The following is a 23,860-nucleotide window of genomic DNA, read 5'->3' on the forward strand; positions in this document are numbered from 1 at the left end:
TGATGTATTTATCATAATAAAATACAGTAACTTAACGCCAATGAAAAGTTTTTTCGACTAAAGTTTATGAAAAATATGCAAATTTATTGCCATATTGGATTTGCTTAATACTGCTTTTAATAAAAAAATTAAATTTTGATCGTTTGCCTGTTTTTTAGTCAATTTATTTTTAGTAATCATGCTGTTTGGGAAACTTTGATGGGGAAATGAATAGCGATTCATGTCATATTTTCAAGAAAAACTGATAATTTGGTTAAATCAGATAGTAAACGAGGCTTAGTTGCGCTTTCGGCGTGTGGGTAAATGAAAGGCTGATATCAAACTGGTAAATCATCGAGCAAAAGTGTAGCCAATAGATGGCATGACAGCTTCGTTGTAAATTAATTGTGTCGTAAACAATAACAGCCTGTTGGGTAAACATGACAATTATTGATCACAGTCAAAATGAGATTTGGGTAAAATCAAATTTTAAGGACGATGGTTAAAAATGGTTATTTTTTAACTTTATCAATTACGACACAAATGATTAGAACGATTATTGATGGAATGAACCATGCCAAATTTTGTTCATTTAAAGGTAAATTTTGAATAAATAAAGGCAAGCTATCATTAAAACTTGTTACTTTGATTCCTTCGATAATACCAAATAAAAAGGCAACCGCAGTCACAGGTGCAATCACAACAGATGGATTGTTAAACTTCTTCCAGAAGAAACTGAGAATAATCACTACGATTGCAGGTGGGTAAATTGCGCTTAAAACAGGTACGGAGAAAGCAATAAGCTTTGTTAATCCTAAGTTTGAAATTACTAATGAGAATAAAACCAAGATCACCACTAAAATTTTATATGGGATTTTAGTCAACTCTGAGAAGTATTCAGCACATGCACATGTTAGTCCGATCGCAGTGACCATACATGCAAGTGAGATCAAGACGGTAAGAAATAAAGAACCTAAGTCACCAAAAGCATGTTGTACATAAGCATGTAAAATTACAGCGCCATTCTCTGCATTCGGTGCAGCATCGTGGCTACCTAATCCGAGTTTAAATAGGCTGATATAGACGAGGCTGAGTAAAACACCTGAAATCAGGCTGGCAATCACAGCATATTTGGTCACAAGTTTTTTATCAGTCACACCACGAGAGTGAATCGCATGAATGATGACAATACCGAAAACCAATGCGCCTAAAGTGTCCATGGTTAAATAACCACTGACAAAGCCTTCAGATACAGGGCTTGAGACATAGTTTTTCACAGCAGGTGAAATTGAACCTGTTGGAATAATAAATGCCGCGATCCCTAAAATTGCCAATGCAATGATTTTTAAAGGTGCGAGAATATGACCAACACTGTCCAATAATTTATTTGGATAGAGTGAAACTAGCGTCACAAAAGCAAAATAGATGACACTATAGATAAAAAGTGATGTTCCGCCATTACCAAAGTACGATGAGAAACCAATTTCATAGGAAACAGTCGCTGTACGCGGTGTCGCAAAGAGCGGTCCGACTGAAAGGTAACATACGATGGTGAGGATTAAACTTGCAACTTTACCGAGGGGTGAACTTAAAATTGCAATGGAACCTTCAGTTTTAGAAAGTGCCATAATGGTGAGTACAGGAAGACCAACAGCAGTGATTAAGAAGCCGATTGCTGCAAGCCATACATTTTCACCAGCTTGTTGAGCAACAATGGGTGGAAAGATAATATTGCCAGCGCCTACAAATAAGGCAAAGGTCATGAACCCTAAAGCAATAATATCCTTTGTACGGAGATTAGTCATAAAAAGAGAAAGGTTAAACACACAAAAAAGTAATTTTAGTTGAAATAGGGAGTATTTTGTATTTTATTTTATAGATAGCATTCCTAGATTTTATAAATTTTAACCAATTAGGCTTATTTGTTAAATTTATGTAGGTGATATACCTATAAATTTTCAATGATTGATAATTCTATAGCTCAGTAAAAAAATTAGATGCTGATAAATAGTTTTCGTAAAACCCACATGTTTTAATGTTTTGTAAAAGAGAAACCCTTTAGATTTCGATAAGTGAATAAGAAAAAGTCCTAAAAATTTTAAAAAGGCATATAATACCGATTCACATTTGCGGACAGATATTATGAAAGCTTCAACAGTCACCATTAAAACTGAACAAGACATTGAAAAATTGAGAGTGTCAGGGCGTTTAGCGGCTCAGGTTTTAGAAATGATCGGTGAATATGTGAAGCCAGGTGTGACGACAGAATATTTAGATGATATTTGTAATGATTTTATTGTAAATACACTTAAAGTCATTCCTGCGAATGTTGGTTATTATGGTTATACCAAAACCACGTGTATTTCTCCAAATGAAGTGGTTTGTCATGGTATTCCGTCGAATAAAATTATTATAAATGATGGTGATATTATCAATATCGATGTTGCGATTATCAAAGATGGTTATTTTGGTGATACCAGTCGTATGTACTATGTTGGTCAAATCAAACCTGAAGCGAAAAGGCTGGTTGAAACTACCTATGAAGCAATGGTTGCAGGGATTCATACTGTAAAACCTGGAGCGACATTGGGTGATATTGGACATGCGATTCAAAAAGTGGCACAGCGTGAAGGTTATACAATCGTACGTGAATACTGTGGTCATGGGATTGGTAAGGTCTATCATGAGCAACCTAATGTGTTGCATTATGGTCAAGCGGGGCAGGGTTTAGTCCTGAAAAAAGGTATGGTGTTTACTATCGAACCTATGGTGAATGCAGGGAAAGCCAGCGTTAAAGAGTTAAAAGATGGTTGGACTGTCGTGACTACTGATAAATCTTTATCTGCGCAATGGGAGCATATGGTTGCTGTCACTGAAACTGGTTTTGAGTTGTTAACACCGTGGCCAGAGGGCACCGGTATTTATCCTGAAATTTAGCTTAAGACTAAAGTCTAGATATTTGGGTGTAATTCAGCATTAATTTATTTTTTGTATTTTAATTCTGATGATTTTGTCACTATTTTGTTGTTTTTGTTGATAAATATTTCATTATTAATAGTTTTAAAGTATTAAATTATCGTTTTTTAGTATTTGTTTATATGTTAATCAACGATTATTATAATAGTCAGATTCTATAGCTGTAGTTTCTATTTATGTTGTTTTAAGTTTTCAAGCTTACCCATCCTAGGGTAAGCTTTTTTTTGTCTAAAATTTAGTGCTTCTGATTCCTTTACTACGTATTTAATATGTTTCTATATATTTTCAGTAGTTTCTTCATTTATTTATATACAAATAAAGAAGAAGATAAGTGCAATTGAACGGTATATTTCTCATGACTTATCTTCGTATTTAGAATAGGTTACTTCTTTGTTCTGAAATTCAAAATAATTGAGACAACAAATCCAAACAGCAATCCCCAGAAAGCAGAACCGATTCCAAAAAATTGTACGCCAGAAGCGCAGAATAAGAAGGTCAATAAAGCAGCTTCACGGTCTTTCACTTCATGAAATGCAATTGCGATGTTATGACTAATTGTTCCAAACAATGCAATCCCAGCTAAGGCAACAATGAATAAATGTGGGAAAGACATGAGTAAGCTAGTAAGTGTGGCTGCAAATAAGCCCATTAAAATATAGAAAAAACCACAGCTCATGCCTGCGATATAGCGTTTACTCGGATCAGGATGGACTTGATCATCTAGACTAACGGCTGCACTAATTGCAGCAATATTCACAGTATAGCAACCGAATGGCGCAAGTAAGGTTTGCGCTGTTCCAGTCCAACCAATCAAATGATTAACATGTGGTTGATAACCATAACTTTTAATCATGGCGATACCAGGTAAGTATTGTGATGCCATGTTGATGACAAATAAAGGCAATGCTAAACCAAGGATTGCAGACCATGTAAACTCAGGTTTCATCCATACAGGATGTGCAAGCCCCCAATGCAATGTTGGGACATGAAATTCCATAAATAATGGACAAATTAATATCCCTGCAATCACAGTAATGACAATGCAATAACGTGCCCAAAGGCGCTTGGTGACAATATAAATAGCCAATAAGCTTAAAATAAAACCCCAATCATTTTGCATACTGGCAAACAGTGCAATACCAAATTTAAGTAGAACACCTGCAAGCATGGCACTGGTTAAACTTTGCGGAATGTAGGCAAGGATTTTTTCAAAGATACCTAAAAAACCAAGTATTGCAGTGAGTAAGCCACAGATAAGAAAAGCACCAATTGCTTCATATAATGTATATCCACTTGCTGTTGCGATGATCAGCGCAAGTGCCGCAGTCGACCATGAGGTCGCTACTGGATATTTAAATTTCCAAGAGAGCAACAGACCTGATAGTCCAATGCCTAAACCAAGTGCCCAAAACCAAGAGGTAATTTGTTCGGGGTTTGCACCGAGCAGTTGCGCTGCTTGGATCACAAGCACTGCGGAAACACTGATGCCAATAAGAAAGGTGATAAAGCCTGCAAATACTGCGGGTATCGAAAAATCTTGGAGAAACTTTTGCATAATCCTTTGCTTTGTAATTTACTGATTGGTTGAAAATGCAAGTATCATACCTGAATCAATTTGGTGCATATAGATTTGATCGGAATTTAATATTAAATCAGTGAATGATTATAAAAATAATTCAACTTATTCTCAGGCAGAGAGAATAAGATGCTGATTATATTTTTAAGGTCATGAGTGAAGTCGTATAGCTTATTTTTTCAAAAAATAGATGTTGTTACATCGTAGATAAGGCGAGTTTTAAACCAAAGCCACAAAATAAAAGTCCAACTGCGGCAACACAGCTGGCCGCTACTCGGTAACGTGCATTAAAGAATGAAGCGAGTTTAACCCCTGAAAAAATTAATATAGTCAAATAGCTCATACTAATAATTTGCAAGATTACTGAAAGTGCTGCGAAGCTTAAGGCAGGGTAAGGGTAGTCTGGATCTACAAATTGAACGAAGAATGAAAGGTAAAATAAGATTGCTTTGGGATTGAGCAAGCTAATGGTCAGAGCCGTACGAAATGGATGGAATTGCTCTGTAGCAGATGTATCACTATTGGCTTGAATGTTTTGTGGTTTGCTAAACCATGTTTTGAAACTCGCAATCAGTAAACGTATGCCTAAATACGATAAGTAACTTGCACCAACAATTTTAAGAACCACAAATAACCACGGAAAAGCATGTAGCAGTGATGCCGCACCTAAAACGGTACACAGGATGAGAATTAGATCGCCTGTAAAAACGCCTAAAGCACCGATATAGCCTGTTTTGATGCCAAAACGTGAGGCGATAGACATCACATAAAGCGAGTTCGGACCTGGTAAAATGACAATAAAAATAGTCCCTAAGATATATGTCACTATGTCAGTAATACCAAACACGAGATTCTCACTGTTTAAGAAAGCGAAACAAAAAGCCGAGCTATTATAATAACAAACTCGGCTTCATTTTTGTGAGCAATTTTGGTGCATTTTTTAATGATTGTTCAAAATTTTGAGCAATCTGCTGAATTGCTTAATCAACAAAATCTGCTTCTAAACCAAATGACTGACGCAATAATAACGCAAGTTGTTCACGTGCTTTAATAAATCCATCAATACCACTTTGTAGTAATTGGAATGCCATTAAATCGGCTTCTAATTGCTGTTTAAATTCAGCTTCAGAGATTTCTTGATGTGGATGTTCTTGGTGTGCATGCGCATGATTAGCACTTAATTGAGATTCAACAACACGTTGATCTTCACCTAATTTTTCAAGCAAATTTGGTGCAACTGTTAATAAGTCACAACCCGCTAAACCGAGGACTTGATCTACGCTACGGAAGCTTGCACCCATCACTTCAGTTTTGATGTCATGTTGCTTGTAGTAATGATAAATTTGTTTTACCGAAAGTACACCAGGATCTTTGTCGATTGGATAGCTGTCTACATTCTCAGCTTTTTTATACCAATCTAAAATACGACCTACAAATGGTGAAATTAAAGTGACTTTTGCATCCGCACACGCATTGGCTTGGTGCAGACCGAATAGCAAGGTCAAATTACAATGAATGCCTTCAGCTTCAAGTGCTTTTGCAGCTTGAATCCCTTCCCAAGTAGAGGCGATTTTAATTAAGATACGATCTTGATTGATACCATAATTTTTATATAAGGCTAAAAGCTCTTTGGCTTTAGCAATGGTTTCTTCGGTATTGTAAGACAGTGCCGCATCGACTTCGGTTGAAACACGACCTTCAATCAAATTTAATATTTCTACGCCTAACTTAACAGTAAGAATGTCAATAGTACGTTCTACAAGCGCATCGGTTTGATAACCTTCTTGTTTAGCTTGGCTATAAGCATCTTCAATTAAAGTACGGCTTTCAGGCTGTTGTGCTGCAGCAGTAATTAAAGATGGATTTGTTGTTGCATCCAAAGGACGGAATTGTTGAATTGCGGTTAAATCACCTGTATCAGCAACAATAGTGGTTAAGCGTTTTAATTGATCTAATGCAGATTGTGTCATTGCCGGTTATTTCTTAGTTAAAATATTTGTGATTTTATTTATAACACAATGCCATTTCAGCAAAAGAGTAAAATGTGCTGAAACACACATTATTTTGTATGAATTCGTTGATTTCTGATGTGATTAATCAAAAAACGAGCAGCTGAACCTAAATTACTTTCGCGACTCCAGACTAAATCGACGTAATACTCAAATTTTGGTGTGAAATCGAGCAAGTCCAAAATTTTCAAATTATGTTTAAGTTGAGGGTTTTCATTGAACATCTGTAAGGGAAGTACGCCCCAGCCAAGTTCTTTCTGAATGAGTGAACAAGCAGAGTGGTGGTTATCAGTCCGCCAATAATTTTTAGAATAGAGCAGTTCGGGCTTAATGGTTCGGTCACGGCTGGCAACGACAATTTGACGTGCTTGTAAAATTTGTTCAAATGTCACTTGTGAATGAACAGATAAGGGATGCTTGATTGCAGCAACAGGTACAAGGACTTCTTTTTTAAACTCAACAAATTGTTCACGGCTTTCGAGAATTTCACGTTCAAACATGAGTGCCAATTGCGCAGTTTGATTCATTAACATTTTCAAAGCATCTTCTTGTGGCGCTGAGAAGATATTGATTTGTAAGCTTGGAAAATGTTCGGCAAGGATTGCGATGTATTCTGTCCAATCGGTGTGTAATAGCTCTGAAACTACCACAATATTCAAATTTGACTCCAAGCCTTCACTGAGCGCAATGGCTTGTTGCTTCCATTGATTCATTTCAATTAAAAGTTGTTCTGTTTTTTCATATAAGCGCTGTGCTTGTGGTGTAGGGACAGGTTCACGTCCTACACGATTAAAGAGTTTTAAGTTTAAATCAATTTCTAAATTGGCGATGGACATGCTGACTGCGGAAGGAACTTTACCGAGTTGTCGTGCAGCCGCAGAAAATGAACCTGTTTCTATCACGGTTTTAAATATAGTGAGTTGTTCTTGGTTAATGTTCATGATTTTCATCGCTCAAATCTGTATTTGAAGAAGCACATTTAAAACAATCTTTCAAAAAAATTGAAAGAATCTAACTCGATTGATCAATTTTATAAAAGTATGATGCATTTGTCGAATCAATGAAGAGTGTTTTAAAAATGGTGATTTCCAAAAGAAGGATTGTTCATGCGTTGAGCTATGAGATCATCCTATTGGTGATCATAGCGATTGCATTAAGTTTTATTTTTGAAGTTCCAATGGAAGTTACAGGTACTTTAGGTATTGCTATGGCAGTAACTTCAGTGGTTTGGAATATGGTTTTCAATCATTTTTTTGAAAAATATGAACAACATAAAAAATTACAACGTACGATCCGTGTACGTATCTTGCATGCCATTGGTTTTGAAGGTGGTTTGATGTTAGCAACCATCCCAATGGTAGCGTATGCGATGGATATGACGATTTTACAAGCGATTTTATTAGACTTGGGAATGACCAGTTGTATTCTCGTTTATACCTTTATTTTCCAATGGTGTTATGATTTGGTTGAAGATCGTATGGGAATTAAGCCTTTACATACCTAATTCTGATATAAGCCTTTTAGAAATGATTTAGAATAATTAAGCCAATACTGATGTATTGGCTTTTTTTATTTTCTGATTAAATTTATACATTTACAAGTAAAAACAACTTTAAACAAAGTTTTGCAAAACTATCGCTAAATTCATTTGTATTAAACGATGCAGCGCTTAAAATGGAATATTCATTAACGATGTCATTTGTTTGAGGGAAGTATGGTGCAAACAGTGCAAAATCAACTGCCAAATAGACACCAGTTTGCCGCCCAAGAATTGCTTCAAGTTTCTGAAACTTTACAAAAAATTTACCTTGATCAGCTAGATTACTTGGTCAGTGTAACTGTTGATAATTTTTTTCAATTTGATGCACAAAATCATACTTTTAGTGTGGCAAATGATTTCCTAAAAATTCATATTAATGAAGACTCTGGCGTAGTTTTTAAATCACACATACAGCATTTACATACAACTGCTGAAAAGCCACTGAATGTTGATCGTTTGATTAAATATGTCATTGAAGATGTTCATTTTTATCTGCATAAATACCAAGAAATACATCCCACAGATTTAAAAACCAAAACCCAAATTATTCGTCAAACTTTGATTGAACATGTGTTTGAATGGGTTGATGGTGAGAATAGAGTAGAGCAGTATCTTTATAATATTCAAGAAGATGAAGCCAATAAAATTGATCAACTCTTGATAAAATATGAATATTTTGATCATCCTTATGTGTCAGATTTTGCTAAATATGGCAAGGCGATTCCGTTAAGTGCTGAAATTAATATCAAACATTTGGTCTTGATTAACTCTGTACTGGGACAAGAGTTTCTACCTGTAAATGAATTGGTACAGAAGTTCTATCAATTCTTATTTTGTTTTGAGCAATGTATTCCACTACATTTATTTAGAATTTTTCAATTGCTCTATCCAAACTCTGTACAGCTACAGGATGTTATTCGTGATTTTGAAAGTATCAAACTATTGTCAACGCATGCTCAAGAGCAACCACATTTAATTGCATACGCGGGGCGTATGAAACGTGGTTTTTGGCAATATCAGGGTTTACTGCATAAACAACGTTTTTTAAATAATCAGGATGACTATTGGGAATTGGATGATGCTATTCGTCTACCCATTTTTACACTCAAACGTAGTGTGAATTGGTTATTTAAGCAAGATGCAATGGTCAATGATTGGGTGGCAAAGCAGCTAGACGATGTTAATGTTAGAATTACTGTCACTGCTCTGAGCTTTATTGATACTTCAAAAATTAATCCGGTTGTTTTACTCGCCGTGCTTAAATATTTTAAAAACGTCGCTGCACGATTGTTTTTAATTGAATGTTATGAATATGCAATTACAAATGAATGGCAAAATGATGTTAAAAATACGCGCTATTCATTTTTAAACAATAATCTAAGCCCTAATTCGAATCGGAAAATGATTTCACATTCTTTTTTATATATAGAAGAATGGTTAGATTTTTCAGGTTTGATGTTGGGTGAGCAACCTCAGCAGTATAAAAAATTATTTATTAAAATTAATCGTGTGATACAGGCATATATGCATTTTCTGCAAAATATTGAACATGCTTTACCACAGGATTTAGTTAAATATATGGATCTGCATTTACAGCAATATCCACAATTTTTTATTGATCTGCAAAAGCACAATATCAAGGTTGAAGACTTCAGAAAATCATTCAAACATATCAGTCATGATCAACGATCGAATCATAGTATTTTCGATAGTTATGTTTTGGACTATGTCATTCATTTATTTAATTATCATGATCCAATACATCGCAATGTCACTTGGCACAGTTTATATCAGCAAGCCAAAAAGTGGCATGAACATAATCATTTTGTAGATACGATGTCTAAGTTAAGAGAAAAGATACCTATTGATTCATGGGATCGTGTTGCACCGATGCAAAAGATTTATTTTGAAGATTGGTGTTATGAAGAACTCAATAGTTTAAAGCGCATTATTCAAGAATCTGTGGTGTTTAAACATTGTTTGGCAATGTCTTATAGCCAACGTATTGCAGAACGTGAGTATGTGGCTTTTCACATGACCCATATTGATGATCCTACACAGGAAATGACTTTAGGTTGTTTTTATAAATTAGGTCGCTTGGAGTTTGATCAATTGCGTTTGCCGAGTAATCAAATCCCAGAACAGCAATTTCATGTTAAGGCAATGGCGTTTATCCAAGATGTGAATCAACATTTGAAGTGGAAAAGTAGCATTCAGCCCAATGAGGAATTGGGGAATTTATAATTTTATTTTCCCAAAGATTGTAATTTCATGATGACTTAATTCAATCAGCTTTGTTCATTTGGCTTAACTTTTCTGCCAAAAATCGTTAGGCTATAGCCGTCACATTCCCAATCGGTAATTCAAGGCTGTTATGAAACAAGAAACTGCACTCAAACTCATGAAAGCGGGTGAAAATGTCTTTTTGACTGGCTCGGCAGGTGCAGGTAAAACATATACGCTAAATCAATACATCAATTATTTAAAAGCACGTAAAGTTCCTGTGGCGATTACCGCTTCAACAGGGATTGCTGCAACACACATGAATGGCATGACCATTCATACATGGGCAGGGATTGGGATTAAAGATACGCTTTCCGATGATGATCTAAAACGGATGAAAGAGCGTAAATATTTAAAAGAGCATTTGGAAAATGCCCAAGTGCTGATTATTGATGAAATATCCATGTTGCACGCCAAACAACTGAATTTGGTCAATCAAGTTTTAAAATATTTTAAAGAGTCTGATGACGCATTTGGTGGCATCCAAGTCATCGCTGCGGGTGACTTCTTTCAGTTACCACCTGTAGGACGTAATGGTGAAAAGAATCGTGATAAATTTTGTTTTATGTCAGATGCTTGGGTCGAAGCTAAATTTCGTGTCTGCTATTTAAGTGAACAACACCGCCAAGATGATTCTGCGCTGAACGATATTCTTAATGCTATTCGTTCGCAAAGCATTCAGCAACAACATATTCAAGCTTTACAAAATACGCGAAATCAAGATATTGGTGAGACATTCACACGTTTATATACCCACAATATGGATGTAGACAGTATCAATTTTCAACATCTCAATGCGATTGAAGGTACAGATCATCAATTCGTTGCGGTGACCGATGGTAATGAAAAGTTGATTGAAACATTGAAATCATCTGTTCGTGCACCTGAAGAGTTAACGTTGAAGAAACATGCCAAAGTGATGTTTGTGAAGAACAACTTTGATATGGGCTATATCAATGGAAGTTTGGGTGAAGTCATTGGTTTTGAAGAAGATGATGAATTAGGCATGTTGCCTAAAGTTAAAATGACGGATGGTACAACACTTTTAGTCGCACCTGAAACGTGGTCAGTGGATAATGAAGGTGGTAAAACCATCGCCAGTTTGCAGCAAGTTCCATTGCGTTTGGCTTGGGCGATCACCATTCACAAATCTCAAGGCATGACACTTGAAGCTGCTGAAATTAACCTGAGCCATACCTTTGAAAAAGGACAGGGTTATGTGGCTTTATCACGCTTAAAGTCAATCAATGGTTTACGTCTACTTGGTTTTAATGATCAAGCTTTGGAGTTAGATAGTTTAGCGATCAAAGCGGATCGTCGCTTTCAGGAATTGTCAGATGAAGCGGTTGAACATTACCTCGATGCTGATTTAACAAGACAACACAATGCTTTTATTCGTCACTGTGGTGGCACGTTGAATCCCACAGAAATTGAGCGCAATGAGAAGAAACTTGCACGCAGTGGTGGTAAAACTAATTATGCATCGGCAACTTTGGATGAAACCCGTGAGTTGTTTGAAAGTGGTTATGAAATTCAAGATATTGCAGTGGAGCGTGGTTTAACCCCTGCAACGATTATCAATCATTTGGCACGGTTACATCGTGAGCAAGGTTTGGATATTTCAGTCGCTAATCCAGGTGAAGAAGTCGTTGAAAAAGTCCGTGTCATTTATAAAAAGCTAATGAAACGGCAAGATCCAAGTCATTTTAATGATGATGGAGCGATTAAGTTACGTCCAATCGTTGATTTGACCAGTCCGAAAATGGGTTATGATCAAGTTCGTTTAGCATTGTTATTTATTGAATAATGTCTTCAAGCTAAGTTTAAAAAGGAATTCGGTGATTGTATGCCACAAATGTTTATTGATTATTCTGACAATATTCAGGATTTAAGCAAGAAAGAATTAATGTTGGGTCTAAATCATGCGTTGTTTGACACAGGTTTAGTCGCTGAACCGCATGATATCAAAACGCGTATTCAAGAAGTTTCAGATTATTTAATTGGTTTTGGAAATAACGAACATGCATTTATTTTTGTACGTTTACAAGGTCTGAGTGGTCGTACTGAAGAACAAAAAAATGTGATGACTGAAAGTTTATCGCAATGTTTACAGTCTTTTAATGCTTATTCTGCGAATGGTTTAGAGGTTCAACTTTGTGTTGAGTTTGCTGAAATGCCAAGAGAGATTTATAAGAAAGTATTTGTGAAAAAATGATTTAACGCGGTTGCCTAATTTTGTATGATTGGGCAACTTTTGATTGATATAAAAAATAAAATGACAAGAAAAATTACAGCATTACTGATTCTAAATCTAACAATCCTGCTCACTGCCTGTGATCGTTCGCAGCAAGCTGATTTAAATTCTAAAAATCATCAAAAGTCCGAGATTCAAACAGAAAAATCATGCCTAGAACCGAAAGATTTATTGGAAAAGTTATATCAATCAAATTTGAATCCACTGTCTGCAACTGAAAGCGAGTTAAAGCAATATTTTGATAATAAACTTGCGAACAAATTTATTGCTGAACAAAAATGTGCAGAGAAAGGAGGTATTTGTGATATAGATTTTAATATTCTATACGATTCTCAAGATCCAGAGGATCTAGGCTACCAGACAGAAGAGACGAAAAATCCTTTTGAATATTTTGTATGGATCGGCGGGCAAGAGGGGCAAAGGATTATATTTAGTTTTGATCAATTGAGTAAGGATTCAGATAGCTGTCCGAGAATTACCAATATTTCATACTCTCATGGTGATCTTTTAGGGACAATGGCTTTTGATCCTATAGATACTCAAAAGCCCAATCAATAAGAATTAAAGCCCTAAAACCTCAATATCACCATATTCCCAAATTTTATCCGCACTCAATGTATAAATTTCATCTAAAAAAGCCACATTAAAACTACCGAGAGTTTGCGCTTTTTCAAAAGCCAATTTACCTGCAATCGCAAAGTGAATATGTGCTGAAATCGTTGCAATCGTTGGATTCGCAACAGCACAATAAGCTGCGATTAAAGCACCGAGCGCACAGCCTGTTGCTGTGACTTTCGGTTGCAGAAAACTACCGCCATTGACCTGAATCACAGCATTGAGTTCTTTCGATAAAATAAAATCTGATTCACCTGAAATAGCCACACATTCACTATGCGCGAGTAATGGCAAAGCCTGCAAATAAACTTCATTACTTGAAACAGTGCTATCTACACCTTTAGATTCAACTTGATTGCCTGCAAGTGTACTGATTTCAGATGCATTGCCACGAATCACAGTTGGATTGAGTAAAATCAACTGATCGACCATTTCACTACGCCATTTTAAAAATGCGCCATAACCTACAGGATCAAGTACCCAAGGTGTATTTTTAGCAGAAACAGTCTGTGCAGAAATTTGCATGGCTTGCATTTGTTCAGACGTTGGCGTACCTAAATTAATACTTAAAGCTGCTGCAATTGAAGCAAAACTTTCCGCTTCAAACGGATTATCAATCATTGCAGGTGAAGCACCCGCTGCAAGTAAAACATTGGCGGCATAATTGGCAGCCACACTGTTGGTAATACAATGCACCAAAGGCTGTTGAGTTTGAAGCTCCGTCCAAGCATCAACCACTTTTTGTAAAATTACATCAGTTTGATTATTGAGCTGATCTGCATCATTGAGCGAAAGCGTTTCAGGATGATTCATAACAGTACCTTACTGAGTAAAATAGTGATCTTGATGTTTACAACTACGACACAACAAGGTTACATAATTCTGCGCATCATATTCAACGGTTAATTCACTTGAACCACAATACATACAACGCTTTTGAGAATAAAAATTCAAACGCGCTTCAATCTTTTTCCAAGACTTCCAAACAGGTTGGAAGAAGATACTTTCATCGTAACCTAAAAAGCGATAGAACAATATTTCACTCATTTTACTGAATGGAATATTGGGCGGACGAGGGAGCGTAGAGGTTTCCCATTTTTCAGCAATAGCACGTTCACGATATTGCTGAACGGTTTTCTTTAAAATATTGGTATTGATAAAGTTTTCATTACGAACTTGCAAAGCTTTTTTCTGATACAGATATTCAAGTGCTGTTTGGATCAGATAGAAGATTTGCCCAACTGCAAGTGAATCCATCAAACGATAACAAAAGGTTTGGAAATTTTTATTGCCAGAAATTTGAATGCCCCAAGTTCGGCAGTAATACTGTGCAAATTGTACAATTTCCTGATACAGCACCACATACAAAGTATTTTTAACTTCTTCTGAGGTTTTAAATGGTACACCTTGAGTTAAATTTTCATAGAACCAATGACGAAGCTGTGTGGTAATGCTAAATAGACTGGGCTCAGAATAACCATCTAAACGTACATTGATGTAATACTGATGTGCATTGTCACTAAATTCTTTCGCCACCAAAACATTGTCTTTGATCAATTGATTGAGTAATTGGCTTTGAAAATAATAATTCGGGGTAATTGGATGATACTTAATGATTTCCCAATCTATAAATTCTTTATGGTTGGTATTTTCATGAACTTGATTGTCCAAAATACTCAATAAAAATAATTTATGTAGAAAACTGAGTTGGTCTAAACCCAATTCAAAATCATCTTTTTTTGCCAGTTTACGCGTTTCTTGTAGACGCGTTTCTTTGATCAGTTTACGGCGTTTATTTTGACAAGTTTCACAGTGGCAATTGCGTTGTTGATTGACAAAAACTTGATGCTGACAGTGACTGCATTGATGAAAACTTACTTCTTTTTCAAATTCTTCAGCTTCGACAAAATACATGCTCGCCTGACACAATGGACAGAAGGTACTTTCATCAAGCTGTTTTTGCAGAATTTGGAGCATAGTCGATTACAAAAATGAGGATATTTTGATTATACACATCTTCATGGGGACTGGACGATTTAGTGATTTAAATAAAACGAGCGACCATTTTGATCGCTCGTTATTGATTCGGTAAGTATTCGATTTAAAATTAATAGCTTGCAGGGCAAGGCAACTCATCATCTTCAAAATGGTTCATTTTGGCTTGGAGTAATGCTTTGGCTTTTTTACGGGATGCTTTGTGCTGTCCGAGTACATCAAACTGCTTCAAAATAGCACTCACTTCTTTAGCTTCGAGTGGAATACCTTCACAGGTCATAAACATGGCAATGACTTGGTGATCTAATTTTGCATCATGGAGCATTTGCATCGTCTTGATATTTTCACTACGAACAATATGTTCTTTAAAAATCATGTTGCACCTCATTTGTGGTTGAGTCTTTTTATTGTGCGTTATACACACATTTAAACAAGCAAGAACTGTGCGCAAAATGTAGTCAGTTTGAAACCAATGTAATGTTGAGCAATCTAGATTGATTTAAATTATCTCGCACCTACGGGCTGATATAAGCCATCACCTTTACCAATTTGAGATTGGTAGATTGGAATCCATGGCGCGTAGACTATGTTTTGTTTCCATTCATTCAATACGATAAATCCATTACGTGCAATCGCGATACGGTCTTGTAAATTTGCAAGATTGGTTGCACTGACTGGCGCACGTATAATCAGATAAGGTGTGAAGATGAGTTTAAATTTATTCACGCCAATGAAGATATCGCCACGTAAACCTAAATTTTCTAAACTCAGCGTAAGCATAAAATCATTAATTTTGGAAAAATCACGCATCAAAGGTTTATCCCACATCGGTTGTAAGATTTTTTCTTGTTCATGAATACCAAAACTAATCGCAGCATCAGTGGCTAATTTTTTAAACTTAGTGGAATTGACACCTGAACGTAAGGCTTCATCATCGGCAATTTTTTGGAGTTGAAAGGCTTGGCTTAGGTTTGCCCCATATGCACTGAGTTCTTGTGCAAGACGTGTTGAATCATAGTGTTGATGCATAACACTTAATCCACCAATATCTGCCATGACGCTTGATTGTCCTTGAATTAACTCATTATTTGCTTGGCTGATCGTTGCTTGTAAGGTTGGAATACTCATACCAGCAATCACGATATTTTTACCATCTGTCACATTGAGCGGATCAAGTGCATTGGATAATGAATAGGTCAGTGCATAGTTTGAGCGAACATCATTCGCCACAAAAACCCCAAGATTTGCCCAAAAGAATTTCGGATTGTTACGACTGAGGGCATCGTAGTACATCAAAATAAAGGCATTGGTTGCGAGTAAAACTTTTTGCGGTGATTGTTGACCGTAGGTATTGATTGCTAATTGTCTGACTGTAGCAAACTGCTGATGGATCTTGGTACGGATATTTTCATACTGTTGTGGAACAGAACGAATCGTAGGGTCATAAAGTGCAGTTTGATTATTGGCAATATTATATAATTGTTGATAAAGGTTCTTTTCAGCACTATTCAGATTACGTTGTGCCAAATTAGTCTTTAAGTTGAGGGTAATCTTTGCTAATTGTGCTGCATTGACTTGTGTGACATTACTGCTAGCTGCGTACGATGGTATTGAAATGCTGATTGCTGATATAGATGACATACCAAGCGTACATGCGACTAATAGTGACTTGAGAGTTGAGCTATGTTTTGTTTTCATTGCGATGATGACCTTATATTATTTTCGTTTATTTGAAAGCGCAAACAAATGCTGCGAGCTATTTATAATCAATCAAAAAATGCTTTGTAATGGGTAAAAATAACAAGATGACGAATGACACAGTGATTTTGCAAATAAATGTAAAATGGTTGAGTAAATTCCCTCATTTTTCTGATTCAAATAAAATCTCAACGCATTGTCATAAAACTGTCATCACTACATTGCATAGTGCAATAAATTTTTAATATTTTTGAAATAAGAGTAAAACAACATGGCATTGAAATACGGAATTGCTGCTTTGGGTTTAATGTTAAGTGGTTCAGTTTTTGCAGCAGCGACGATATCTGCGCCAGAAGAAATTGTGGTTTTAGCGGTCAATGATCAGGAAGTAAATTCGGGTCTTTTACGTAAGAAAAATGAATATAAAGTAGATGCAGGACAAGTCGCAGTAAGTGTTCGCTATCAGCAGTATTTTGAACATTTGAGTGGTGAACACGATATTATCAAATCAGGCGTCGTCACAATTACAGCGCCAGATTTGAAAGATGGACAGGCGTATAAACTCGCTCTAGTCAATGTTCCAAAACGCTTTGAAGATGCCAAGAAATATGCTGAACAACCAACGATTGCAATTTACGACAATAATAATCGTTTGGTGGTACAGCAAACGGGTGCAAATACAGAAGCAAAGCCTTGGTTAGGTTCAGGTGTATTTGGCAAAGTGATTGACTTAACTTCAAGTAAAAAAGCGCCAACAAATCAGCCTGCGGCAGTCTATGCGACACCTTATGCTGTTGCTGTTTCAGCGCCAGTTGTGAGTTCTGTTGTTAAAACAAATAATGTTGTTACAAGTTCAAATTCAGCAGATCAGCAATTGATTCAAATTTGGCAGAAAGCCTCTAAAGCTGAACGTCAAAAATTTATGTCTTGGCTCGCTGAGCAGTAATTTATTAATACTAAACTAAGCAAGGCGGTATTTAAGGCACTTGCTAGATAAAAACCGCAATACGATTCATCGTATTGCGGTTTTTTTCATCTATATATTCACTTTTGCTAAACTATTTATTTTGCTGCAACAGGTGCGATCACTTCGTGTTTTGATGTTGTACGTTCAGGTGCTTTATGAATCATGGTATATGCATAGTCTACGCCCATACCGTATGCACCAGAATGTTCGCGGACAATATCCATCACTTGATCATAAGTATCACGTTTTGCCCAGTCACGTTGCCATTCAAGCAAAACTTGCTGCCAAGTTACAGGAATAACGCCTGCTTGAATCATACGTTGCATCGCATAATCATGTGCTTCTTTGGTTGTACCACCTGACGCATCTGCAACCATGTAGATTTCATAATCTGTATCATGTAGTGCACTTAAAGCAAAAGTTAGGTTACACACTTCAGTCCAAAGACCTGAAACAATAATTTTTTTACGGTTATTCTTCGCCAATGAATCACGGACTTTTTGGTCGTCCCAAGAGTTCATTGAAGTACGCTCTAAGAGTGGTAGATCTGGAAAAACATCTAAAAGTTCAGGATAGGTATGTCCTGAGAAGCTGTCTGTTTCTACCGTCGTAATTGTGGTTGGAATATTAAAAACTTTTGCTGCTTTCGCTAAACCCACAGTATTATTTTTCAATGTTTGACGGTCAATCGACTGCACACCAAACGCCATTTGTGGTTGATGATCAATGAAAATGATCTGTGAGTTTTCAGGTGTTAATACTTCTAAAATAGACTTGTTCATGTTTTACATCCTTAAGTTAGTTCGTTCTGTTTACTAAGATATTGAAAAAATAAATGACAAACAGCATTATTTATAGAACGATATTTTATTAATTTTGAAACACTATTGATATTTTATGTGAAATAAATTGCATATTCACCAAATATTCATATACATAGTGAAGTGTGGAATAAGCAAGCTAAATATTTTCCTCCTATCCTTGAAAACCTAAATTTTTATAAAATCGTGTGGTATGAATGTGTCCTGATGATTTTATTTGCGGATAAATTTATGTTATTCATGGTTGAAATTTCAAAACGAAAATCTGATGAATCAAAAACTTGAATTTAGAATCGCGCAAATATTTGATATTCCGAAACTCGTCGAATTGGTTAATTCAGCATATCGACACAAAGATGGCAATAGTTGGACGAGTGAAGCAGATATTGTTTCTGGTGATCGAATTAATTATCAGCAATTGGAACAGTCTTTATTTCAGAAAAATTTTAAGTTATTTGTAGCTGAGTTAGATGGGAAGTTGGTGGCATGTATTGGACTGACTTTTAATCAGGATAATGTTGAAGTGGGGACTTTTTGTATTGCACCTGAATATCAAAATCAGGGAATAGGGAAGCAAGTACTAGATTTTGCTGAAAAATATGTTGTTGATTTAAAATTGCCAAATTTAAATGATTTTGTCATGTGGGTGTTGAGTGTACGGCATGAACTGATTGCGTATTATGAGCGCCGTGGTTATGTACAATCAGGTGTCATTGATGAATATCCGATGGATGCAGGTGTAGGGAAACCTATAGTGGATTTGCATTTGGTGGAGATGAGGAAGGATTTAAATCATATATTCTGATTTATGAATAAATACACTAATGTTAACTTTTTAAATCATTGAAATAAAAAGGATATAATCTAAATTAATTTTCGACTAAGAAAACAAACTAAGTTATGTCAATTCACGAATTTATGATTTCTATTTACTTAATCATAGAAGAAAGTAAATGTTGAGTTTTAAAGCTATGGAATATCGGGTCAAATTTCTTTATAACGAAAAAAATGTTGAAGAATCACTTTTTGTTGAAGTAAATGGTTTGATTTTAAATATTTTTTGTAGTGAATATAACTATATTTTTAAACCACTTGAAGTCTATGAGGTAGAGTTGGAATTTCAAATTTTTAATGAATATCAAATTGCTGAATCTAACTTACAACCACAATTTAGAAGAATTGATCAGTCATTCTCTTATGAAATGATCGGGTTATTAGAAAATGGAGTGGTAACCGTCGGTGATTTTAAAATATTTGATGAAATTCTACTAAGTGACTATAGTTATTTAGATGGAAAAAATATCAGTTGGATTGTGGATAGAATTGATTTATCGGTAAGTTAATCATAAAAAACCCTGAAATTTCAGGGTTTTTTACAAGCTTTAAATCAGGTCAAGAACCATGTGTAGTAGCCCCACAACATGAGTGGCCATGCCACATAAGGGCTAAACAACCATTTCCAAACCCAAAACTTTGGCAGAAATCCTACACCGTGTATAAAACCACCTGAAATGCCGATCATAACCATCATTAGGGCACTATGATTATAGTGACCATTGGCATCGAGCATAGCACCAGGGTGAAGCAATAATACACCTGCAAGTGGCAATGCCATCAAAAACGAAATGGCCATTGCAAATTTATAAGGCTTCTTTTCTTCTGTTGTCATTGCGATTTCTGTCATTTTTTATTCCTCATCCAAATCTTGATGATGTTCGATGTAAAGTGCACTTAAAACACCTGCAAAACATGCCATCAAAATCCCAAGAATCCAAGCGAAATACCACATAGCTTATTCTCCAATATTCCTATGACACAGCCTTAGTATAGGCTGTGTGAGTTGTCTTGTACGTGTTTATTAGTGATAACGCCCCACATTTTGTAGTAACACCAAGTGGTGTAGCACAAGATCAGTGGAACGAAGATGCACGCAGCAACAGTCATTACAGAAAGTGTTTTTTGACTAGATACAGCATCCCACATAGTCAAGCTCGCAACAGGGTTGAGGCTTGAAGGCATAAGGAATGGGAACAGTGCAAAACCTGCAGTCAGAATCGCACCAGTCACCATCAATGTAGTTCCTGTAAATGCAATACCAGCTTTTGCTTTACCTGCACCAGCAATCACGATCAACGCACCAAGAATAGCAACAATTGGAGCAAGCATAGTAATTGGATAAGCAGAATAGTTATTCATCCAACCATGGTTACCCGTAGTTAACACTTCTTTTGCCAATGGATTCGCAGCAGCATTGGTATCAAACGGTTGTACCAATGTATAACCTTCAATACCGCCGAAGTATAACCATGCACCAGCACCGAGGAAGCATACAAGGAATACGATACCCATGATTTGTGTAGCTTTTGCAGAGCGAGCACGCAAGTCACCATCAGTACGTAACATTAACCATGCACCGCCGTGTGCGCAAAGCATAGACAAGCTTACGATACCGCAGACTAAAGCAAATGGATTCAATAGGGCAAAGAAGCTACCAGTGTAATGTGAACGTACAGTCTCATCTAAAGTAAATGGTACGCCAAGGAACATATTACCGAATGCAACACCAAATACCAGTGCAGGAACAGCACCACCTACACATAGACCCCAATCCCAAGAATTACGCCATTTGGTATTCTCAAGTTTAGAACGGTAGTCAAAGCCTACAGGTCTGAGGAACAGGGCAAACAAGACCAGTAACAGCGCCCAGTACATCCCTGAGAATGCTGTTGCATACACCATTGGCCAAGCAGCAAATAACGCACCACCTGCTGTAATGAACCAAACTTGGTTGCCGTCCCAGTGTGGGGCAATCGTATTGATTGCCGCACGACGTTCGTCATCTGTTTTACCTACAAATGGCATGATCGCCATAGAGCCCATATCGAAGCCATCTGTGAGGGCAAAGCCGATCAATAAGACACCAACGAGAACCCACCAGATAATTTTGAGCAGTTCATATTCGATCATGATTGAGCTCCTTCAACTTGAGAATTTTGTGCATTTTGAGCTGCTTCAAGTTTCTCGAAGTGATATTTACCAGTATGTAAAGAACTTGGACCAAGACGTGAGAATTTGATCATTAAGTACATTTCGATAATTAACAACACTGTATAGAACGCCGCCAATGCAATGATAGAACCCCATACATCACCAGTGCTTAAGCTAGAAGCAGATAGGTGAGTTGGTAATACTTCACCGATCGTCCAAGGTTGACGACCACCTTCAGCCACATACCAACCTGTTTGCGCAGCAATCCACGGAAGCGGTAAAGCGAATAGTGCAAACTTCAATAACCAAGGTTTTGATTCTGCATTACGTTTAGCTACTGCATAAGTTGCAAGGATGAAGAGAAGTAACATCAAGAAGCCAGAAGCAACCATCGCACGGAATGACCAGAATAGACTCGCTACATGAGGAATCGTGTCTTTAGTTGCTGCTTTGATGTGTTCTTCAGACGCATCAGTGACATTTTCAGTATATTTTTTAAGAAGTAAGCCATAACCTAAATCTTTTTGGTTTTCTTTGAAAGAAGACATAAGTTCAGGAGAGCGATCACCAGCACGTAATTTTTCAAGTTCACTATAAGCCACCATACCATTACGGATACGGATTTCATGTTGAACCATCAAATCTTTAAGACCAGTCACTTCTTTATCTGTTGAACGTGTTGCAATCAGACCCATTGCATACGGGATTTTGATTGCATAATCAGTACGCTGTTCTTCTTGGTTTGGAATACCAAATACTGTGAATGGCGCAGGCGCAGGGTGAGTTTCCCACTCTGATTCGATTGCAGCCAATTTAGTTTTTTGCACATCACCAAGTTCATAACCTGATTCATCACCAAGCAAGATTACAGATAATGTAGAGGCTAAACCGAAGATTGCAGCAATTGCGAATGAACGACGTGCAAATGGTAAGTCACGTTTTTTCAGCATGTAGTAACTAGAAATAGCCAATACGAAGATTGCACCAGTGACATAACCTGCAGAAACAGTGTGTACGAATTTAACCTGAGCAACTGGGTTGAAAATCAAGGCACCGAAGTCAACCAACTCCATACGCATCGTTTCATAGTTGAACTCAGCACCGACAGGGTTTTGCATCCAACCATTGGCAACCAAAATCCACAAAGCGGACATGTTCGAGCCAAGTGCTACGAGCCAAGTGACACCTAAGTGTTGAACTTTAGAAAGGCGATCCCAGCCAAAGAAGAATAAACCAATAAAAGTAGATTCAAGGAAGAAAGCCATTAATCCTTCAATGGCAAGTGGCGCACCGAAAATATCACCAACATAGTGAGAGTAGTACGCCCAGTTTGTACCAAACTGGAATTCCATGGTTAAACCAGTGGTTACACCTAAGGCAAAGTTAATACCAAACAACTTGCCCCAGAACTTGGTCATGTCTTTATAAATTTCTTTACCAGAAATCACATAAGTGGTTTCCATAATGGCAAGAAGAAAAGCCATACCGAGAGTAAGAGGTACAAATATAAAGTGATACATCGCGGTCATTGCAAATTGGAACCGCGAAAGATCGACCACGCTTTCAGAAATCATCAACGTGTCTCCTTGATTTGGGAAGGACTGCCGGCAATACGCTCAGCAACTTGGTTATCAAAATCTTTGGGAATCGTCGGCGCATCAAACCAGATGTGTTTGATTGTCATTAAAAGAACAATCTTAATTATTAAAATGACTGCTATTTCTCTAACAAGACGACGATTTAAATCGAGGGATTTTAAGCTCATGATTTAAGCCTATTATTTAATTACTTCTATATTATTAAACAAATCACAACAAAAAATAAATAGATAAAACAATTAAAATAAAAATATATTATTAAGTATTTTAAAAACAATTATTTACATTGGTTGTTTGTTAAAAAATATACTAAAAATTTATCATTATAAAGTTGATTAAAATAGTTAGAATTAATAAAAATAAAACCAACTAAAATAGTATTGTTTAGTTTTTTTAAACCAACTAAATTGGTTTGAATTAATTTTTAAGTTGTTAAGTGTGATTTGTTTTGCAAAATAAACCAAGTTAAATAGTTGGTTTAATATAGGCTTTATTCATACTAAATATAATAGAAGTTAAATTTATAATTGCTGTGGTTTATTGATGAGAAATGCAGATAAG

General features: G+C 36.4%; 24 protein-coding genes. 9 read left to right on the forward strand and 15 right to left on the reverse strand.

Features of this window, described 5'->3' with window-relative positions; all coding sequences use genetic code 11:
• Nucleotides 1-491: 491 nt before the first annotated feature.
• Nucleotides 492-1,784 (reverse strand): branched-chain amino acid transport system II carrier protein, encoded by a 1,293-nt coding sequence (gene brnQ / locus BEN71_RS08930; protein WP_068974566.1) that lies wholly within the window; start codon nucleotides 1,782-1,784, stop codon nucleotides 492-494.
• A 337-nt stretch (nucleotides 1,785-2,121) separates the two neighbouring features.
• Between brnQ and map the strand changes: the two genes are divergently transcribed.
• On the forward strand, nucleotides 2,122-2,916 hold the full coding sequence (gene map / locus BEN71_RS08935) for a type I methionyl aminopeptidase (protein ID WP_068974567.1): 795 nt from the start codon (nucleotides 2,122-2,124) through the stop codon (nucleotides 2,914-2,916).
• Between the two features lie 421 nt (nucleotides 2,917-3,337).
• On the opposite strand, the gene BEN71_RS08940 is transcribed toward map, so the two are convergent.
• The 4 genes from BEN71_RS08940 to aceR form a co-directional block, all read right to left on the reverse strand.
• On the reverse strand, nucleotides 3,338-4,510 hold the full coding sequence (locus tag BEN71_RS08940; protein WP_068974568.1) for a benzoate/H(+) symporter BenE family transporter: 1,173 nt from the start codon (nucleotides 4,508-4,510) through the stop codon (nucleotides 3,338-3,340).
• Between the two features lie 217 nt (nucleotides 4,511-4,727).
• Nucleotides 4,728-5,378, reverse strand: a complete 651-nt coding sequence (gene leuE / locus BEN71_RS08945) for a leucine efflux protein LeuE (protein WP_068974569.1) — start codon at nucleotides 5,376-5,378, stop codon at nucleotides 4,728-4,730.
• Between the two features lie 133 nt (nucleotides 5,379-5,511).
• Complete coding sequence (gene tal / locus BEN71_RS08950; protein ID WP_068974570.1) at nucleotides 5,512-6,501, reverse strand: transaldolase; 990 nt, start codon at nucleotides 6,499-6,501, stop codon at nucleotides 5,512-5,514.
• An 89-nt stretch (nucleotides 6,502-6,590) separates the two neighbouring features.
• On the reverse strand, nucleotides 6,591-7,481 hold the full coding sequence (aceR, locus tag BEN71_RS08955) for an HTH-type transcriptional regulator AceR (protein WP_068974658.1): 891 nt from the start codon (nucleotides 7,479-7,481) through the stop codon (nucleotides 6,591-6,593).
• 137 nt (nucleotides 7,482-7,618) lie between these two features.
• Between aceR and aceI the strand changes: the two genes are divergently transcribed.
• From aceI to BEN71_RS08980, 5 genes are all read left to right on the forward strand, one after another.
• Nucleotides 7,619-8,044, forward strand: a complete 426-nt coding sequence (aceI, locus tag BEN71_RS08960) for a chlorhexidine efflux PACE transporter AceI (protein WP_068974571.1) — start codon at nucleotides 7,619-7,621, stop codon at nucleotides 8,042-8,044.
• A 210-nt stretch (nucleotides 8,045-8,254) separates the two neighbouring features.
• Entirely contained in the window at nucleotides 8,255-10,324 is a 2,070-nt protein-coding gene (locus BEN71_RS08965; RefSeq protein ID WP_068974572.1) for a hypothetical protein, read from the forward strand.
• Nucleotides 10,325-10,454: 130 nt separating this feature from the next.
• Nucleotides 10,455-12,170 carry an AAA family ATPase gene (locus tag BEN71_RS08970; RefSeq protein ID WP_068974573.1) on the forward strand — a complete coding sequence of 572 codons (1,716 nt, stop codon included), beginning with the start codon at nucleotides 10,455-10,457 and terminating at the stop codon, nucleotides 12,168-12,170.
• A gap of 39 nt (nucleotides 12,171-12,209) precedes the next feature.
• A complete protein-coding gene (locus tag BEN71_RS08975) occupies nucleotides 12,210-12,578 on the forward strand; it encodes a 5-carboxymethyl-2-hydroxymuconate Delta-isomerase (RefSeq protein WP_068974574.1) in 369 nt (122 codons plus the stop codon).
• 24 nt (nucleotides 12,579-12,602) lie between these two features.
• Nucleotides 12,603-13,175: a hypothetical protein gene (locus BEN71_RS08980; protein ID WP_068974575.1), complete on the forward strand. Its 573-nt coding sequence runs from the start codon at nucleotides 12,603-12,605 to the stop codon at nucleotides 13,173-13,175.
• A gap of 3 nt (nucleotides 13,176-13,178) precedes the next feature.
• Here BEN71_RS08980 and thiM read toward each other — a convergent pair whose 3' ends face one another.
• The 4 genes from thiM to BEN71_RS09000 form a co-directional block, all read right to left on the reverse strand.
• Nucleotides 13,179-14,045, reverse strand: a complete 867-nt coding sequence (gene thiM, locus BEN71_RS08985; RefSeq protein ID WP_068974576.1) for a hydroxyethylthiazole kinase — start codon at nucleotides 14,043-14,045, stop codon at nucleotides 13,179-13,181.
• Between the two features lie 9 nt (nucleotides 14,046-14,054).
• Nucleotides 14,055-15,209 carry a hypothetical protein gene (locus BEN71_RS08990; protein ID WP_068974577.1) on the reverse strand — a complete coding sequence of 385 codons (1,155 nt, stop codon included), beginning with the start codon at nucleotides 15,207-15,209 and terminating at the stop codon, nucleotides 14,055-14,057.
• 130 nt (nucleotides 15,210-15,339) lie between these two features.
• Nucleotides 15,340-15,603 (reverse strand): hypothetical protein, encoded by a 264-nt coding sequence (locus BEN71_RS08995; protein WP_068974578.1) that lies wholly within the window; start codon nucleotides 15,601-15,603, stop codon nucleotides 15,340-15,342.
• Nucleotides 15,604-15,731: 128 nt separating this feature from the next.
• Nucleotides 15,732-16,925, reverse strand: coding sequence for a hypothetical protein (locus BEN71_RS09000; RefSeq protein WP_068974579.1), 1,194 nt, complete (start codon nucleotides 16,923-16,925; stop codon nucleotides 15,732-15,734).
• A 271-nt stretch (nucleotides 16,926-17,196) separates the two neighbouring features.
• Between BEN71_RS09000 and BEN71_RS09005 the strand changes: the two genes are divergently transcribed.
• Entirely contained in the window at nucleotides 17,197-17,871 is a 675-nt protein-coding gene (locus BEN71_RS09005; RefSeq protein ID WP_068974580.1) for a YccT family protein, read from the forward strand.
• Between the two features lie 116 nt (nucleotides 17,872-17,987).
• Here the strand turns inward: BEN71_RS09005 and BEN71_RS09010 are convergent, their stop codons facing one another.
• Nucleotides 17,988-18,674 carry a hydrolase gene (locus BEN71_RS09010; protein WP_068974581.1) on the reverse strand — a complete coding sequence of 229 codons (687 nt, stop codon included), beginning with the start codon at nucleotides 18,672-18,674 and terminating at the stop codon, nucleotides 17,988-17,990.
• Nucleotides 18,675-18,981: 307 nt separating this feature from the next.
• Between BEN71_RS09010 and BEN71_RS09015 the strand changes: the two genes are divergently transcribed.
• Entirely contained in the window at nucleotides 18,982-19,518 is a 537-nt protein-coding gene (locus tag BEN71_RS09015; protein ID WP_068974582.1) for a GNAT family N-acetyltransferase, read from the forward strand.
• Between the two features lie 148 nt (nucleotides 19,519-19,666).
• Nucleotides 19,667-20,056, forward strand: coding sequence for a hypothetical protein (locus BEN71_RS09020; protein WP_068974583.1), 390 nt, complete (start codon nucleotides 19,667-19,669; stop codon nucleotides 20,054-20,056).
• A 44-nt stretch (nucleotides 20,057-20,100) separates the two neighbouring features.
• Here the strand turns inward: BEN71_RS09020 and BEN71_RS09025 are convergent, their stop codons facing one another.
• The 5 genes from BEN71_RS09025 to cydP are packed head-to-tail and all read right to left on the reverse strand — an operon-like array spanning nucleotide 20,101 to nucleotide 23,466.
• The gene (locus BEN71_RS09025) at nucleotides 20,101-20,397 is read right to left on the reverse strand and encodes a cyd operon YbgE family protein (RefSeq protein ID WP_068974584.1); all 297 of its coding nucleotides are present in this window, start codon (nucleotides 20,395-20,397) and stop codon (nucleotides 20,101-20,103) included.
• Between the two features lie 3 nt (nucleotides 20,398-20,400).
• The gene (gene cydX, locus BEN71_RS09030; RefSeq protein ID WP_002120988.1) at nucleotides 20,401-20,502 is read right to left on the reverse strand and encodes a cytochrome bd-I oxidase subunit CydX; all 102 of its coding nucleotides are present in this window, start codon (nucleotides 20,500-20,502) and stop codon (nucleotides 20,401-20,403) included.
• 32 nt (nucleotides 20,503-20,534) lie between these two features.
• On the reverse strand, nucleotides 20,535-21,680 hold the full coding sequence (gene cydB, locus BEN71_RS09035) for a cytochrome d ubiquinol oxidase subunit II (RefSeq protein ID WP_068974585.1): 1,146 nt from the start codon (nucleotides 21,678-21,680) through the stop codon (nucleotides 20,535-20,537).
• Entirely contained in the window at nucleotides 21,677-23,275 is a 1,599-nt protein-coding gene (locus tag BEN71_RS09040; RefSeq protein WP_068974586.1) for a cytochrome ubiquinol oxidase subunit I, read from the reverse strand. The genes cydB and BEN71_RS09040 overlap by 4 nt, the downstream gene beginning before the upstream one ends.
• A complete protein-coding gene (cydP, locus tag BEN71_RS09045) occupies nucleotides 23,275-23,466 on the reverse strand; it encodes a cytochrome oxidase putative small subunit CydP (protein ID WP_068974587.1) in 192 nt (63 codons plus the stop codon). The genes BEN71_RS09040 and cydP overlap by 1 nt, the downstream gene beginning before the upstream one ends.
• Nucleotides 23,467-23,860 lie beyond the last annotated feature (394 nt).

The organism is Acinetobacter wuhouensis (assembly GCF_001696605.3).
GTDB classification, from domain to species: Bacteria; Pseudomonadota; Gammaproteobacteria; order Pseudomonadales; family Moraxellaceae; genus Acinetobacter; species Acinetobacter wuhouensis.

Bases quoted from the DNA above. Each gene is read 5' to 3' on its own strand.
- brnQ (WP_068974566.1), bottom strand. From the start codon at position 1,784: ATGACTAATCTCCGTACAAAGGATATTATTGCTTTAGGGTTCATGACC.
- map (WP_068974567.1), top strand. From the start codon at position 2,122: ATGAAAGCTTCAACAGTCACCATTAAAACTGAACAAGACATTGAAAAA.
- BEN71_RS08940 (WP_068974568.1), bottom strand. From the start codon at position 4,510: ATGCAAAAGTTTCTCCAAGATTTTTCGATACCCGCAGTATTTGCAGGC.
- tal (WP_068974570.1), bottom strand. From the start codon at position 6,501: ATGACACAATCTGCATTAGATCAATTAAAACGCTTAACCACTATTGTT.
- aceR (WP_068974658.1), bottom strand. From the start codon at position 7,481: ATGAACATTAACCAAGAACAACTCACTATATTTAAAACCGTGATAGAA.
- aceI (WP_068974571.1), top strand. From the start codon at position 7,619: ATGGTGATTTCCAAAAGAAGGATTGTTCATGCGTTGAGCTATGAGATC.
- BEN71_RS08965 (WP_068974572.1), top strand. From the start codon at position 8,255: ATGGTGCAAACAGTGCAAAATCAACTGCCAAATAGACACCAGTTTGCC.
- BEN71_RS08970 (WP_068974573.1), top strand. From the start codon at position 10,455: ATGAAACAAGAAACTGCACTCAAACTCATGAAAGCGGGTGAAAATGTC.
- BEN71_RS08975 (WP_068974574.1), top strand. From the start codon at position 12,210: ATGCCACAAATGTTTATTGATTATTCTGACAATATTCAGGATTTAAGC.
- BEN71_RS08980 (WP_068974575.1), top strand. From the start codon at position 12,603: ATGATTGGGCAACTTTTGATTGATATAAAAAATAAAATGACAAGAAAA.
- thiM (WP_068974576.1), bottom strand. From the start codon at position 14,045: ATGAATCATCCTGAAACGCTTTCGCTCAATGATGCAGATCAGCTCAAT.
- BEN71_RS08990 (WP_068974577.1), bottom strand. From the start codon at position 15,209: ATGCTCCAAATTCTGCAAAAACAGCTTGATGAAAGTACCTTCTGTCCA.
- BEN71_RS08995 (WP_068974578.1), bottom strand. From the start codon at position 15,603: ATGATTTTTAAAGAACATATTGTTCGTAGTGAAAATATCAAGACGATG.
- BEN71_RS09000 (WP_068974579.1), bottom strand. From the start codon at position 16,925: ATGAAAACAAAACATAGCTCAACTCTCAAGTCACTATTAGTCGCATGT.
- BEN71_RS09005 (WP_068974580.1), top strand. From the start codon at position 17,197: ATGGCATTGAAATACGGAATTGCTGCTTTGGGTTTAATGTTAAGTGGT.
- BEN71_RS09010 (WP_068974581.1), bottom strand. From the start codon at position 18,674: ATGAACAAGTCTATTTTAGAAGTATTAACACCTGAAAACTCACAGATC.
- BEN71_RS09015 (WP_068974582.1), top strand. From the start codon at position 18,982: ATGAATCAAAAACTTGAATTTAGAATCGCGCAAATATTTGATATTCCG.
- BEN71_RS09020 (WP_068974583.1), top strand. From the start codon at position 19,667: ATGTTGAGTTTTAAAGCTATGGAATATCGGGTCAAATTTCTTTATAAC.
- BEN71_RS09025 (WP_068974584.1), bottom strand. From the start codon at position 20,397: ATGACAGAAATCGCAATGACAACAGAAGAAAAGAAGCCTTATAAATTT.
- cydX (WP_002120988.1), bottom strand. From the start codon at position 20,502: ATGTGGTATTTCGCTTGGATTCTTGGGATTTTGATGGCATGTTTTGCA.
- cydB (WP_068974585.1), bottom strand. From the start codon at position 21,680: ATGATCGAATATGAACTGCTCAAAATTATCTGGTGGGTTCTCGTTGGT.
- BEN71_RS09040 (WP_068974586.1), bottom strand. From the start codon at position 23,275: ATGATTTCTGAAAGCGTGGTCGATCTTTCGCGGTTCCAATTTGCAATG.
- cydP (WP_068974587.1), bottom strand. From the start codon at position 23,466: ATGAGCTTAAAATCCCTCGATTTAAATCGTCGTCTTGTTAGAGAAATA.